The following is a 16,027-nucleotide window of genomic DNA, read 5'->3' on the forward strand; positions in this document are numbered from 1 at the left end:
ACCCGGTTAGGGCTTCCTCATTACTAAGGTTTAACGCTACTAATCTCTTAGTTAGGGATCAGCTAAAAGTCCCTATGATATAGAATTTCCTCGCTACTTTTTATCTATAACTAAGATTTTTCCTAATTACATTCTACCATTTTACCTTATATGTATTGCACTTTTACAAATATTCCGATATCTTTTATACAGTATTTAATATATTTATTAAAAAAAGAGGTCCGTAATAAATTATCTATTTTTCCAACTGGTAGTGACATCATATCACCTAGTAAATGTAAACGATTTCCATGAAGCGGAACTGAATCTGCAGAGAGCAAATTGTTTAATAAATAACTTCCATCAATCGCAAGTATTTACCGCGCCCAGAGACTTACTTATTATGTATCGAAACAATTCTTAATTAAGTGGGTCTAGTTATCACCAACATAATTACCACCACCAAGAAGAAAGCTATCCACAACTGCAAGTAGAGAAAATCCAATTTGTCTTATATCCAATTTAATTAAAGTAAGGGGATTGAAGCGGGGTTATAGATCTTTCTATTAACAATTAATTGTTCCGACAAAAAGAATGAATATGCAATTATACATAATTGGTTTAAAGAGAGTAATCTCGGTATTTTTGATTGAAAAATAAAAGGGCAAATAGACAAGTTCTTATTGCCAATAGTACAGATAGACAGAGAATTTCATGGCAGTACAGTCGGGCTGAAAGGAGAGAGTGGAATGAGGGATTGGAATACGAAAAGAGAGAAAAAAGTGTACAAGCTAAGAAAAGGCTACGCCATCAATTTTCTTGCATTCTTTTATTTAACTATCCTTATTATCTCACAACTGACTTCTCCGACAGGTGCATCCTTTCAAGATGTAGTAGTCATAGAGGGAAGTCTATCAGCAGACAATTTTGTAGAGGAAGATGTAGAACCTTCTGATGGTATTTCAGATAGCAACGACCAAACTTTGGATGAAGGCGGTGAAATAGAGCAGAAAAAGGATGATGGTGAAATAGAAACTAGTAGCGATAATAGTATTGAAGAAGAGCATGAAATGGACGAAGTAGAAGAAATGCCTAACGAGGAGAATGAAATTCAAGAAGAGAAAAAGCTTGTAGAATCAGGCAACGACTTAAACGAAACTGCTAATTTCGATAATGATAATAGCACTCCTTCTGAAAAGGAGAACTTAGAGTTAGATGATACGAAGTCCCCAATTAAAGATCAAAACAATCGGAGTGATCATGAATCATGAAAAGAAAGATGATTCTTACGTGGATAAATCGAATTATTTCAACGATCTTATTTTTGCTATTGATCAGTATAGTCTTTGTAGTCATTGCTTCTAGAGCAGCAGGAGGAGAACCGAGTTTGTTTGGTTACCAGTTAAAATCAGTTCTTTCCGGTTCGATGGAACCAGCTATCCAGACAGGATCGATTATTGCCATTCAATTAACTGATGATAGGACAAGCTTGAAAGAGGGGGACGTCATTACCTTTAAAACAAAAGATAATATTTTAATTACTCATAGAATCATAGAGATCAAAGACAATGGCCAACAGTACATAACCCAGGGTGATAATAACAATGCACCTGATGTAGAGCCAGTACTTGCCCAAAATATTGTTGGAAAGTATAAGGGACTTACCATTCCGTTTGTCGGTTATGCCCTTCAATTTATTAATACAAAACAAGGTGCGCTACTAGTTTTGATCATTCCAGGAATTTTATTTCTTGGACATGCTATTTGGACGATTTGGCGTGCGATACAATCCATTGAACCACCGAAGAGAACTCCTATTCATGAAGAATAGATAATAAAGGTATTAACCAAGGAAGGGGTAGATTCAATGGTATAGTTTCACCTGTTTTTAGAGGAAAGTTACTTGAAGTCAGTTCGTGAAAAACCACTTTGAAAAGGAGATAAGCATGAGAAAAAAGGTTTCTGTAAGAAGGGCTTTCACAAGTATTTTTTTCCTTTCCGTCCTTTTGGTGTCACTATTTCCGGGAGCAAGTATTTCCCAAGCAGCCGAGTCGATTAGTAAAACTATTACTTTAGCTCAACACGGGAAAATTGAGGATGAACGGGATCGACTTAAAGTAACCTTTGGCCCTTCTTATTATTTACCAACGGGATTATACGTCAATAAGGGTCAGAAAATTACAGTTAATTTGAATGAACATGATCAAGTTGTTAAACCACGACTCGTCATTTCACCCCCTGTTTTAAATCAATACAGGGAAGGAATATTGGATGGGATAGAACTACAGCCAGGCATTAATGAAATTACTGCTGATGCAGGCGGTATTCTTTATCTCATTAATCAAAGTGGAAAAACGGCTACACCTGCGCAAGCGGCAATTACAGGAGCCAATCCGCTTCCTACTTTCGAACTCGGCAAAACATCAATCACAGAATGGCAAGTAATGTTGGATCAATATTCAAATGCCCCGGCGTTTGAGTTAGTATCCGATAAAGTCATGATTACCTCTTCCATGAATTTTGTGGATTTAGTTTCCAATCCCGAAGAATTATTAAAAGCGCATGATGAGGCAGTTGAAATCGAAGCAAGGGTATCTGGGTTGTCTGAAAACGATCCAAACCCATTACATCGTACAACAGAATTTCGTTACCATTTCCGTCAAACACAAGAATCAGGATACTGGATGTACGCATGGTATAACCATACTGCTTATATAACAGATGCTATGCAATATGTATTAGATGTTAATAAATTTATAAATGATGGCTGGGGACCGTGGCATGAACTTGGTCATGTTCATCAACAATCCGCGACGACTCCAGGAATGTTTGGAGAAGTAACTAATAATGTCTTCAGTCTTACTGTACAAAAACATTTTGGGCAACCTTCGCGATTAGAAGCAGATAATATATATGAAAGAGTTTTTCAATATTTGGATAGTCCAACTAAAGATTTTGCTAGTTTAGATGTCTGGGAGAAGCTTGTCATGCTTTGGCAGTTAGATTTAGCTTACGGGGAAAACTTCCATCCTGCTATTTACAAAATGGTTCGAGAAACACCAGCTAATGAATTGCCAAGGAATGACGAGGAAAAATTGCAAAGAATCATGTACTGGTCTTCAAAAGCAGCAGGGCAGAACTTAATTTCATTTTTTGAGAAATGGGGTCTGACCATTAATGAAGATACAAGGCAGGATATTAATAGTTTAGGGTTGCCAGAGTTAAACGCACCTATATGGTGGAATACGGATAGTAACAATACAATTAAACCTTTTGATATTAAGGCCTCATCCATTTTTGAAACACTCGTGGCCTATCAAGGAGAAATACCGGCTGATGTCTATCGCACTTACAATCTCCACTTAAATGCGATTAAACATTATGAAGAAATAGGAGAGTATGCAAAAGTTGTGAAGCATACGGAAAGCTTCCAATTATTACTTAATCAACAGAAAGAAAGCGATTTGATTTCCGAGAAGGTTCACGATATTTTGCATAGTCAAGCTAGGTTGTTAATTGAAAATAGTATTAAAGAATAACATTAGATTTTATAAAAAAAATTAAATCGGTGACAACATCTCACGAATTTTTGGCTGAGATGTTCACAATATACTAGGGGAGGAAAAAGGAATGAATATTAAAAAACAACTTAGCATGGGTCTAATGTCTGCAGTACTTGGGGTTACACTGCTTGGTGGAGGAACATACGCTTATTTTAGCGATAGCGTAGAAACAAATAACACATTCGCAGCTGGAACGATCGATCTGGCAGTTGCTCCAACACAAATTATTGATGTAGATAATATTAAACCTGGTGATTCTTTTATTCGCGATTTTGAACTTACGAATAACGGTACTTTGGATATTAGCAAAGTTTTGCTCGAAACTGATTACACTGTAGTCGACGCTGAAAGCGATAATACGGAAGATTTTGCTGAGCATATCCAAGTTGAATTTTTATATAATATGGATAATTTTGATGAAGTTATTTTTGAAACAACATTAGCAGAATTGAAGGATATGACTCCAGAAGCTGTCAATCAAAATATCTTTTATCCAGAATTAGGAGATCAGGGTCTACCAGTAGGAACTTCTCATGATCTGATTGTAAAATTTAACTTTATAGATAATGGTGAAGATCAAAATCAATTCCAAGGTGATTCTCTCAATCTTACTTGGACATTCAATGCACAGCAAGCAGCTGGCGAGCAAAGATAATTCTAGTGTGATAATAAAAAGAGTGATATATGCATATAATCTTTTAGAGGGAAGTGTGGATTCTTTACTAGGGGAGTGGGGGTAATTGAATTATAACAAAAGCTGTCTTCCAAAATAGACAGCTTTTTGTTTTGAAAAAGTAAAGGATAGTTTCATGAAAAAGCACCAAACACTTTGCTATAATATTCTTATCTATATCAATTGGAGGTTTTCTCATTGCTAACGAAAGCAAGAAGTCTTCTCCATACCCATTTCGGTTACAACAAGTTTCGGAAAGGGCAGGAGGATATTATAAGCAAAGTAATGGACAGAAAAGATACACTTGCCATTATGCCTACAGGTGGAGGAAAATCAATTTGCTACCAAATTCCAGCCATGCTGTTTCCAGGTGTAACGATCGTCATTTCTCCTCTTATCTCCTTAATGAAAGATCAGGTCGATGCGCTTGAAAAGGCAGGAATTCCCTCAACATTCATCAATAGTTCACTTTCCAATGACGAAATTTCGGAACGGCTCTCAGATGTTTATAACGGTGAATATAAACTTATCTATATTGCTCCGGAAAGACTCGAAGTTCCATCATTTAGAAGAATGCTTGAAGGAATACATATTTCCTGCCTTGCTATTGATGAAGCTCACTGTATTTCCCAATGGGGACATGACTTCCGCCCAAGTTACATGCAAATACGAAATTTAATTGGTGGTATTCGACCCAAACCTGTTGTTCTTGCACTGACTGCGACTGCCACACCTCAAGTTCAGCAAGATATTTGCGAGCTGTTACATATTCAAGAGGAGAACACAGTCAAGACTGGGTTTGAACGAGAAAATCTCCATTTTCAAGTTGTAAAAGGTCAGGATCGTGATCGCTTTTTACTAGATTATATAGGCAAAAATAAAAGTCAAGCTGGAATCATTTATGCGGCAACAAGGAAAGAAGTTGACAGGATTCATAACTTACTGGATCGGAGAGGTGTTCTAGTTGGGAAATATCATGCAGGAATGTCGGAAGGTAAAAGAAATGAACAGCAGGAACGCTTTTTATATGATGATTTAACTGTAATGGTTGCAACCAATGCTTTTGGAATGGGAATTAATAAATCCAATGTGCGTTTCGTTATTCACTACCAAATTCCTCGCAATATGGAAGCTTATTATCAAGAAGCTGGTAGGGCTGGTAGAGATGGAGAGGAAAGTGCTTGTATTTTGCTATTTGCCCCTCAAGATTCACATATCCAATCTTTTTTAATTGAGCAATCGGATATGGATGAAAGTCGCAAGGAAAATGAATATGCAAAACTAAGAAAAATGGTCGCCTATGGTCATACAGAAGCCTGTTTGCAACAATACGTATTAGAGTATTTCGGTGAAGCTAACCCTCCAAAATGCGGAAAATGTGGAAACTGTATAGATGATCGTGGACAGGTCGATGTGACAGTTGAAGCTCAGATGGTTCTCTCTTGTATTAGAAGAATGAAGGAACGCTTTGGAAAAACAATGGTTACGAAGGTACTAACGGGTTCATCTGATCAGAAAATTAGAAGCTTTGGATTTGATCAGCTTTCAACATATGGAATTATGAAAGAAAGGACGCAAAAAGCTGTTAATGAATTCATTGACTTTTTGACAGCAGAAGGATATTTACAACCAACAGATGGACAATATCCAGTGTTAATGCTGACAGAAAAGGCAGCAGATGTTTTACGGAATACTAGTCAAGTATATAAGAAGGAAAATGTTCGAATTTCTCAAATTGTTGAGGATAACGAGTTATTTGAGAGACTGCGGGAATTACGGAGAGGGATTGCGGAAAAAGAAAAAGTACCTCCGTATATTATTTTCTCGGATGTAACTTTAAGGGAAATGAGTGGATTATTACCACGTAGTGAACAAGAACTTTTACAAGTAAAAGGTATTGGAGAAAGAAAGCTTGAGGCATACGGTACTGAGTTTCTATCTCTTATTAACGCTTATTGTGAAGAAAAAGGGATTGAAAGAAAGGTAAATATCGTTGTTCATCCGGAAAGAAAAGCTCCAGCAAAAAGCTCAAAAGAAGCTAGTCACCATGTAACATATCAAATGTTACAAAAAGGAATGGACATTGAAGGAATTGCAGTGGAGCGTGGAATGTCGGTGCGAACGGTAGAAAATCATATTGTAAAATGTGATGAGGAGGGAATGGCGATTAATTGGCAATCATTCATTCCTGACGAATTCGATCCACTCATTGCTAAGGCTGTTGAGGAAGCGGAATCGACAAGGTTGACACCAATCAAGGAGTTACTTCCACAAGAGATTAGCTTTTTCATGATTCGCGCTTATTTGCATAAAAGCAAAACGGGGACTATCTAATAAATAGTCCCCGACTTTTTAAAATATAAAATGGGCAATCAACGTAATGATCGGCAAAGTAATAATTGTCCGTAAAAGGAAGATAATAATTAAGTCTTTCATGCCAACCGGAATTTTCGAGCCGATCAACAGTCCACCCACTTCAGACATATAGATTAACTGAGTGACAGAGACACTGGCAATAATGAATCGTGTCATATCGGATTCAATTCCTTCAGCTAAAATAGAAGGAAGAAACATGTCGGCAAAACCAACAACCAATGTTTGTGAAGCAGCTTGAGCTTCTGGAATGCCTAATAATTCAAGAAGTGGAATAAACGGAACTCCTAGCCATTGAAAAACAGGCGTATATTCAGCAATAATTAATGCTAACGTACCTAAGGACATAACAACCGGAGTAACACCGATCCACATGTCTAGAATATTTTTACTGCCATCCATGAAAAATTTCTTTATGCTATTGCTTTTTTGTGCTTGCAATTGTGCCTGTTCTAACCCATACTCTAAGCTTGTATATCCATTCGGAACAAGTTCTCTTGCTGCATCATTGGCTGTTCCGTCAACGAATGTATCAGGTTTCTTCGATAGTGGCCAAATTCTTGGCAAAATGATCGCTGCTATTACACCGGAAAGAGTAATACTGAAATAATAGGGAACGAAGTAATCCATTAATCCAACCTGTTTCAGAACAACAATGCTGAATGTAATCGAAACGACAGAAAAGGTTGTCCCAATAATGGCAGCTTCTCGTTTTGTATAATGACCTTCTTCGTATTGCTTGCTTGTTAGCAGGACACCAATTGTTCCATCACCTAGCCAAGAAGCAAGAGCGTCAATAGAGGAACGACCAGGTAATTTAAAAATAGGACGCATGAATTTTGTCATTAAAGAACCAAATAGTTCAAGTAAACCGAAATTGAGTAAAAGTGGTAATAGTAATCCAGCAAAAAGGAAAACTGCAAATAAAGTTGGTAATAAATCAAATAATAAAGTTCCACCCGTATTCTCTGACCAAATGGCTTCCGGACCAATTTGAAAATAAACTAAAATTGCAAAGACTGCGGCTAGAAATCTGGCAACCACCCAAACCGGATGAATATCAAATAAGGTTGTGAAAAACGGTGACTCTTTAATAAATGCAGGCTTTGCTACTTTGGCTAGTAGCGTGCCTAGGAAAGCAACAACGATAATGACTACCATAATCAATGGTATAGCAGGACCGATCAAATCTTGGATTAGATCTGATAATACTGCAATCGGGATTGTAATGCCTTCTTTTGAAGGAATAGGAATCATAAATAGGAAAATCCCAATGATGGAAGGGATAAAAAATAACAAAAAGTTTTTTATAGAAAATGATTGTTTATTCAAGGAAATTCACCTTTTCAAAGAGATTATATTAGAATAACTTCTTTGATTATAATGTATAATTATTAGAATGTCTACATATTTATCCAACGAATTTTTTAAAAAAACAGGACAGATTCAAGAAGATCTGTCCTGGTAACCTGAATGCCCTTATGAGGCCTTCTTCTTACTATTTGGTTTTACTTGATAATCCTTACGAATTTGCTTATATAACGAGCCAATCATAAAGAGTAAAATTACTGTAAATGGAAGTGCAACGACTAAGGAGGCGGTCTGCAATCCTTCCAGTCCACTTGCGATCGTTAACACAGCTGCGATTGCAGAGATCAATACTCCCCAAATTGCTCGAACAAGGAGCGGTGGCACAGACATTCCATTCGTTGTCATCGTTCCTAATATATAAGAAGCTGAGTCAGCTGAAGTAATCAAGAACGTAAAGATTAAGATAATCGCTAAAACAGAAACAGCAAAACTGAGTGGTAACTCTCCGAAAGTTGTAAATAATGCTGAAGTTAAATCTTGGTTAACAGCTTCTGCAATATTCGTCCCTTCAAATAAATCCATATAAAGAGCAGTGCCTCCAAATACGGAAACCCATAAAATAGAAATCAATGGTGGTACAACTAATACTCCCATGACAAATTCACGAATCGTTCTTCCCCGTGATATGCGGCCAATAAAGGCACCGACAAATGGCGACCAAGCGATTGTCCATGCCCAGTAAAAAATCGTCCACTCTCTTACCCAAGGATTCTCCGTATAAGGTGATAATCTTAAACTATATTCAATAAAGTGATTGACATAATCGCCTAACCCTTGAACAAACGTATTAAGAATAAAGACGGTAGGGCCCGTTACAAATATATAAAACATGATAATGAACATAAGGGTAAGATTTATATTACTTAACCATTTAATCCCGCGATCCAATCCAGAAAGGGAGGAGGCGAGGTAGAGTAAAAGCATGACCCCAACTATAATAAGATGGGTTGTAACGTTATTACTTATACCAAACACACTACTCAATCCGCCATTGATTTGCATGATTCCGAGGCCCAATGAGGTAGCCACGCCAACCGCAGTCGCAATAACAGCGGAAATGTCAATGACCCTTTTTAAAGTTTTTGAGCCGCGACGTTTTTTAATAAGCGGCTTTAATGTTGTTGAGATCAATCCGTCCTCTTTTTTACGGAATTGAAAAAATCCAACCGCAAGTCCAACGACTGTAAATATAGCCCATTGGCTCATTCCCCAATGAAAAAAGGAATATCCCATCGCGGTACGGGCCGCTTCCCTTGTGAGCGCTTCCTCTCCATAGAAAGGACTTGTGTAAAAATGGCTCATCGGTTCTGCAATTCCATAAAAAACAAGACCGATTCCGAGTCCACATGACATGAGCATGCCAACCCATGTATAAAAAGGATAATCAGGGGTTGAGTCATCAGGCCCTAATTTCATTTTTCCATACTTACTAAAGGCCAAAACAAACAAGAAAATGATAAAAAACAAGACTGCTAGTAAATAGAACCAGCCAAATGCATAGGTTGTAAAATCAAATGCCTTTCCTGCACCTTTGGCAAATGTGTTTGGCCAAATAGCTCCAAATAAAACAACGATTGTAATAAAAATAGATGAAACCAAAAAAACTATATTATGATGTGGTTTAGATTTTCCCTCTTTTTTATTCATGCTATCCCCTTTCAACTTCCCTTATTTTTTGATTTGCGAAAAGATTACGGCATTCTAGTAACCTTTTAAAAAGGCTTCAAACATTAACACATGGGTTTCATTTAAACATACCTATCTTGAATACTGAAGGATTTCCAGGGCCCAAGTTTTAATATAGTTCTTTATACCTATATGCTTTGCAATCCTCTTTTTGCAATCGTTATCTATTTTCGTTAGACTGTTTTTAACAGTAGAAAGTGGAAAAAAGGAGCTAGAAAATGATTAAATGTATTGCATCAGACATGGATGGAACTTTAATAAATGCGAGCCACGAAATAAGTCAATCAACAAAGGATGCGATTTTATTAGCACAAGGGCATGGAATTGAGTTTCTTGTTGCGACTGGCAGGTCCTGGGAAGAGGCTCGATTTGTACTTGATAAGGCAGGGGTCGACTGTCCAGCTATTTGTGTGAACGGTGCAGAAATACGGGATAAGAATGGTAAGGTTTTACAGTCGATCGGAATGAATGGGACAGTCTCCGAGGAAATTGCCCAGATCTTTCAAGCGGCAGATATCTATTTTGAATTGTATACTCCAGCAGGTAATTTCACAAAAGATGTTCAGCGTGGAATTGAAGCTATTGTTGATATTTATCATACTGCTGATCCGACCGAAAATATCGAGGAAATACGCCAGTCTATACAAGAAACGTTCTCCAAACGTTCGATTAATATTGTGGACGATTATGGTGAAATTTTTAATGCTGATGATTGTAGCATTTATAAGTTTTTAGCCTTCTGCAAAGATGAACAATTATTAAAGAAAACAAGCAGGCAACTTGAAAAAATTGCAGGGATTCATGTCACGTCATCTGGACGACACAATATTGAATTAACACATGCTGATGCACAAAAAGGGAAAGCTCTAAAGTGGTTCGCGGAACAATCGGGAATTTCCCTTTCTGAAACGATGGCATTAGGTGATAATTATAATGATCTCTCTATGTTGGAAATTGCCGGTTATTCAGTTGCGATGGGAAATGCTGAACAAGAGGTCAAAAAAGTATGTCGCTATGAAACAACTACAAATGATAATGATGGGGTTGCAAAAGCGATCATGAAGGCCCTAAGTTAAACTGGTCATTTTGGTGACCAGTTTCTTTTTTTACTACAATATGGTTGCAGTTTATAGGTATTCATCGGAAAATAAGGAAAAGAACATTAGGATGGATTAGAAAATGAAAATTTTACTTGTGGAAGATGATAAAACGATTGCCTCTGGATTAGAGTATTCGCTTCAGCAGGATCAATTTTCAACAATTCTTTGTTACGATACTACTTCTGCGAAAAAGGTTATTTCCGAAAAATTGGACCAAATTGCACTATGCTTATTTGATTTGTCGCTGCCTGACGGAAGTGGTTATGATTTATGCAAAATGGTGAAGGAACGTGGTGACATCCCGGTCATCTTTTTAACTGCAATTGATGATGAAGTGAATGTGGTTATGGGACTTGATATGGGAGCGGATGATTATATTACTAAGCCTTTTCGAGTTAGGGAGTTGCTTTCGCGAATTAAGTCTGTGTTGCGACGATATAACAAGCAACCGCAAACTAAGTCAATCGTGGAAATTGAGAATATCCGCATAAACCTTTTAGAAGGAAAGGTTTATAAAAATGGTGAGGAAATTGTGTTGACAGCATTGGAATACCGTTTGCTGCTTATTTTCGCCAACCATATTGGACAGGTTCTATCAAGAAGCCAATTGCTGGAACAAATTTGGGATGTGGCTGGGGATTTTGTGAATGATAATACATTGACTGTTTATATAAAAAGACTGCGGGAAAAGTTGGAGGATTACCCACAGAATCCACAGATTATTAAAACAGTACGCGGTTTAGGCTACAAGATTGGGGATTAGCATGATTCGTAATCGGGAAATCCAAATTTTATTATTAGTGATGGGATCCATCAGTTTTATCGCAGTCACCGTTGCTAGCTTTTTCTCAGTTGCAGCCGCAATTATAGTATTCGTTACATCTATTTTGCTAACAGCGAGCTGCATATTTTTTACTAACTGGCGCTATCGTGAAATTGAAAAACTTTCTAGCTTTTTGCGGAAAATCACGGCTGGAGATTATTCATTAGACCTTCGAGATAATCGAGAAGGGGAACTCAGTATCCTTAAAAATGACATTTATAAAGTGACAATGATGCTATCTGAGCAAGGAGCACTATTAAAACAAGATAAAATTCGCCTGATGGATGCAATTTCAGATATCTCTCATCAGCTTAAAACTCCGCTTACGTCTATGACAGTGATGGCGGATTTATTGAGTGAAGAGAATCTTCCAGCAGCGAAACGATCGGAATTTGTTCATAATATTCAAGTCCAATTGGAGCGCATAGAATGGCTTGTTTCATCGTTATTAAAAATATCTAAGATTGATGCGGGGACAGTTCAGTTTAAAAAAGATTCGATTCAAGTTGAAAAGTTAATTCAAAGGGCTTTGGAACCTGTTATGATCCCGATTGATATTAAAGAGCAAACAGTTTCAATTACTGGGGAGAAGACCGCAACTTTCCGTGGAGACTTTAATTGGACAGTAGAGGCCCTAATCAATATTTTGAAAAACTGTGTAGAACATACAAGTGAAGGCGGAAAGATCGACATCACTTATTCAGAAAACACGTTATTTACTGAGATTGTCATTGAGGATAGCGGAAAAGGAATCCTAAAGGAAGATTTACCTTATATATTTAAACGTTTTTATAAGGGAAAAAACGCCAGTGAAGAGAGTATTGGAATTGGTCTAGCTATGGCTCACAGTATAGTAACTGGGCAGAATGGTGCAGTTGATGTACAAAGTAATCCTGGAAAAGGAACACAATTTCATTTGAAGTTTTATAAACAAATCATTTAAGATAATGTTAATTTTTATTTAAACACAGCCACCCTTGGTTTTTAAGGGTGGCTATTTGTGCAATGAAACTGTAGTGGACCTTCATTATCATTCGTCTAATTAATAGAGCTACTGTTAAATGACTAAAATGTCACTTAAGAGTCACTTGAAAGTAATGTTCTCTAGATAAACTGTATTTAACAGTAAAAAGTATGGAGGTTTCGTAATGGAAATTTTAAAAATTGAGCATTTGTCAAAGGTTTATGGAAAAGGTGATACTGCAGTTAAAGCTTTAGATGATGTGTCTTTTTCTATTAATAAAGGAGAGTTTGTGGCGATCATCGGTCCATCAGGATCTGGAAAGTCAACACTTCTTCATTTACTTGGTGGGGTTGATCGGCCTTCAAGTGGAAAAGTGCTTGTTGATAACACCGAAATCTATAACTTAAATGAAACGCAACTTGCTATCTTTAGAAGAAGGCAGATCGGCCTAATCTATCAATTTTACAACTTAATCCCGGTTTTAACAGTGGAAGAAAATATTACATTACCACTTTTACTTGATGGACATAAGGTAGATAAAAAACAATTCAATGATATTGTCGGAAGTCTTGGACTGGAGGAGCGGCTAAGTCATTTACCGAACCAGCTTTCAGGAGGACAGCAGCAACGGGTATCTATTGGTAGAGCCTTGATTTGTAATCCTGCACTAATGTTGGCGGACGAACCGACTGGTAACTTGGATAGTAAGAATAGTAGTGAGATTATCGATCTACTAAAAATGTTTAATAAAACATATAACCAAACGCTAATCGTTATTACTCATGATGAACGAATTGCTTTGCAAGCGGACAGGGTCATCGCGATTGGAGACGGTAAGATTACTAAGGACGAGGTGGTTCGTCCATGAATATCGTTAATAAGGTAACACTTCGTCATTTAAAGGAAAATAAACGGCGAACACTTGTTACAATTATGGGAGTTATCATTTCTGTGGCTATGCTCACGGCTGTTGCCACAATCGGCGTCTCTTTTATGGATTTATTGAAGAGACAAGAAATTGCAGATAGTGGAGAATGGCATGTACTCTATAAAGATGTAAATCCTGAACAAATACAAGCGATTAAGAAAGATGAGGATACGGAAAAGTTAGTTCTCTCCAGGGAGCTCGGTTTTGCCCTTTTAGAAGGCGGTAAAAATGAAAATAAACCATATTTATATATAAAGGAATATAGCAAGCTTGGATTCGAGCAATTTCCGATTGAGTTGAGTTCAGGTCGATTGCCACAAGCAGAAAATGAAATTGCCATTTCCGAGGATATCGCCAAGAGTGCTAAGGTAGACTATCAAATTGGTGATGTTATCAAGCTGGATGTAGGAAGGCGAATATCTCACAATAAAGAAATGACTGAGCCGTTAGATCAATCCTGGTCATTGGAAATAGATGAGAAAGGTGAAATGGCGGAAGAATTACAAGATACTGTTACAAAAGAATTAACGGTCGTCGGTACGATTAAAGTTCCAAGATGGGAAATGGCATGGGCACCAGGCTATACAGCTGTTTCCTACCTTGATGAAAGCCAATTAGAGCCAAATGAGGTTGTTAATGCATCTGTCGTCTTAAAGAAAGTGAAAGGTTCGTTATTTGAGCACGGGCAACAATTAGCTGAGAAAAATAAGATAGAGGAAGTTCAGTTCAATAATAATCTTCTTCGTTATTATGGTGTCATTAAAAATGAAGGAATGCGTACGACCCTTTATTCCTTAACCGCTATTATTATGGCGATCATCATCGTTGGTTCTGTATCGTTGATCTATAATGCATTCGCAATCTCGGTTTCCGAGCGTTCCCGCCATTTAGGAATGCTTTCGAGTATCGGAGCGACGAGACAGCAAAAAAGGAATTCTGTATTTTTCGAAGGAGCAGTTATCGGACTTATCAGTATTCCTTTAGGATTTATTTTCGGGCTTTTGGGAATGGGAATTACCTTTGCCTTTATTAACACTATTATTCAAGGATCTCTCGGTGTGAGTGAGAAGCTGATGGTAACAGTTACGCCAGGTTCCATCCTTGTTGCTGTTATTGTCTCGATAATCACGATTTTTATCTCAACTTTTATACCTGCGAGAAGGGCATCCCGAATTTCTGCTATTGATGCCATTCGGCAAACGGCTGATGTGAAGTTAACAGGGAAAGCAGTAAAAACTTCGAAACTCGTTCGAAAATTATTTGGAATTGAAGCAGAAATCGGTTTGAAAAACTTGAAGCGGAATAAACGGCGATACCAAGCAACTGTCTTTTCTCTTGTCATTAGTATTATTCTCTTTTTATCTGTCTCCTTTTTTACGGATAATTTGAAAAAGTCACTAAGCCTTTCGCAGAAAGATATAAATTTTGATTTAATGGTAGAGTTGGGTCATGAAGGAGACGATCGGTTTTTAGAGTCCATTTTAGCGATGGACGATGTAACAAAGTATAATGTCATGACAGAGGTATCGAATTTATCGACTTGGGTTGATAAAGATGCGACAGCAGATCCATTGCGCGAAGAGGAATATTTTAATGATCAGCTTAAGGAAGGCGAATATCCTTATTATATCGACCTTTTTGCTTTGGATGATGAAAGCATGAAGTTATATGCAGAAGAAGTAGGCGCTAATTATGATGAGCTTCAAAATAATTTGACAGCGATAGTTATCGATACGATTAAATATGAAGACGCGGCAGCTGGAAAATATGTGGAAACAAAAGCAATTCATTCGAAGGTTGGGGAGAAACTGGACCTTTATTTGACTGATTGGGAAACAGAGAAAGAAACGTTTATTGATCAAGTGACAGTTGCTGCATTAACCGATAAAAAGCCAATGGGAAGAATGTATGGTAGCTTAGGCGGCTTGAACATTATTGTTTCTGAATCAACCTTTAACAAACTAGGTAAAGGTGCTCTCCTTGAATCGGCAAACCGGCCATCTCTTTATTTGAATAGTAAAGACCCAATCAAAACGGGGAAAAAAATTGAGGAATTGGAAGAAATTAAACACTATATTTTCAAAGTTTACCAAATCCGCCAACAAGACGAACAAATGGTGTTGCTCATGTCAGTCTTTACGTATGGGTTTATCGCATTAATCACTCTTATCTCCATTGCTAATATTTTAAATACAATTTCGACGAGCATCGCTCTTAGAAAACGTGAATTTGCAATGTTGAAATCGATGGGGATGACACCAAAGGGTTTTAATCAAATGATTAATTATGAAAGTATTTTTTATGGTATCAAAGCCCTTCTATATGGACTACCGCTTAGTATTGGCGTGATGCTTCTTATGCATAGAGCATTAGGAAACAGTTTTGATTATGCATTTACTTTACCATGGATGGATATTTTGTATGTCATCATCGCAGTCTTTCTAATTGTGGGGATTTCGATGCTGTATTCGACTTCGAAGGTGAAAAAGGAAAATATTATTGATGCATTAAAACAGGAAAATATTTGATTCGGAAGCTTGTCTAAACCTGTCCTATCCATAGGTAAA

12 protein-coding genes are annotated in these 16,027 nt (G+C 37.3%); 10 read left to right on the forward strand and 2 right to left on the reverse strand.

All coding sequences use genetic code 11. The features are described from left to right. The first annotated feature begins 728 nt into the window (after positions 1 to 728). The 5 genes from BN1243_RS15585 to recQ all read left to right on the forward strand — a co-directional run bounded on the left by BN1243_RS15585 (position 729) and on the right by recQ (position 6,549). Entirely contained in the window at positions 729 to 1,250 is a 522-nt protein-coding gene (locus BN1243_RS15585) for a hypothetical protein (RefSeq protein ID WP_062108291.1), read from the forward strand. Next, on the forward strand, positions 1,247 to 1,810 hold the full coding sequence (gene sipW / locus BN1243_RS15590; protein ID WP_062108293.1) for a signal peptidase I SipW: 564 nt from the start codon (positions 1,247 to 1,249) through the stop codon (positions 1,808 to 1,810). Before BN1243_RS15585 ends, sipW begins: the two co-directional genes overlap by 4 nt. A gap of 115 nt (positions 1,811 to 1,925) precedes the next feature. Then, entirely contained in the window at positions 1,926 to 3,518 is a 1,593-nt protein-coding gene (locus BN1243_RS15595; RefSeq protein WP_062108295.1) for a M60 family metallopeptidase, read from the forward strand. A gap of 91 nt (positions 3,519 to 3,609) precedes the next feature. Then, a complete protein-coding gene (locus BN1243_RS15600) occupies positions 3,610 to 4,197 on the forward strand; it encodes a CalY family protein (protein ID WP_062108297.1) in 588 nt (195 codons plus the stop codon). Between the two features lie 216 nt (positions 4,198 to 4,413). Continuing rightward, a complete protein-coding gene (gene recQ, locus BN1243_RS15605; protein WP_062108299.1) occupies positions 4,414 to 6,549 on the forward strand; it encodes a DNA helicase RecQ in 2,136 nt (711 codons plus the stop codon). Between the two features lie 18 nt (positions 6,550 to 6,567). Here the strand turns inward: recQ and BN1243_RS15610 are convergent, their stop codons facing one another. After that, positions 6,568 to 7,845, reverse strand: a complete 1,278-nt coding sequence (locus BN1243_RS15610) for a YjiH family protein (RefSeq protein ID WP_084782389.1) — start codon at positions 7,843 to 7,845, stop codon at positions 6,568 to 6,570. A gap of 222 nt (positions 7,846 to 8,067) precedes the next feature. Then, entirely contained in the window at positions 8,068 to 9,606 is a 1,539-nt protein-coding gene (locus BN1243_RS15615; RefSeq protein ID WP_062108303.1) for a BCCT family transporter, read from the reverse strand. 257 nt (positions 9,607 to 9,863) lie between these two features. On the opposite strand from BN1243_RS15615, the gene BN1243_RS15620 reads away from it, so the two are divergent. The 5 genes from BN1243_RS15620 to BN1243_RS15640 all read left to right on the forward strand — a co-directional run bounded on the left by BN1243_RS15620 (position 9,864) and on the right by BN1243_RS15640 (position 15,988). Then, positions 9,864 to 10,721: a Cof-type HAD-IIB family hydrolase gene (locus BN1243_RS15620; RefSeq protein ID WP_062108305.1), complete on the forward strand. Its 858-nt coding sequence runs from the start codon at positions 9,864 to 9,866 to the stop codon at positions 10,719 to 10,721. Positions 10,722 to 10,824: 103 nt separating this feature from the next. After that, entirely contained in the window at positions 10,825 to 11,508 is a 684-nt protein-coding gene (locus tag BN1243_RS15625; RefSeq protein WP_062108308.1) for a response regulator transcription factor, read from the forward strand. A gap of 1 nt (position 11,509) precedes the next feature. Beyond that, positions 11,510 to 12,511, forward strand: coding sequence for a sensor histidine kinase (locus BN1243_RS15630; RefSeq protein ID WP_062108310.1), 1,002 nt, complete (start codon positions 11,510 to 11,512; stop codon positions 12,509 to 12,511). Positions 12,512 to 12,716: 205 nt separating this feature from the next. Continuing rightward, a complete protein-coding gene (locus tag BN1243_RS15635; protein ID WP_062108312.1) occupies positions 12,717 to 13,400 on the forward strand; it encodes an ABC transporter ATP-binding protein in 684 nt (227 codons plus the stop codon). Next, positions 13,397 to 15,988, forward strand: a complete 2,592-nt coding sequence (locus BN1243_RS15640; protein ID WP_062108315.1) for an ABC transporter permease — start codon at positions 13,397 to 13,399, stop codon at positions 15,986 to 15,988. The genes BN1243_RS15635 and BN1243_RS15640 overlap by 4 nt, the downstream gene beginning before the upstream one ends. Positions 15,989 to 16,027: the final 39 nt, after the last annotated feature.

Origin of the sequence: Bacillus niameyensis (assembly GCF_001375535.1) — a bacterium.
Taxonomy (GTDB): Bacteria; Bacillota; Bacilli; order Bacillales; family Bacillaceae_C; genus Lederbergia; species Lederbergia niameyensis.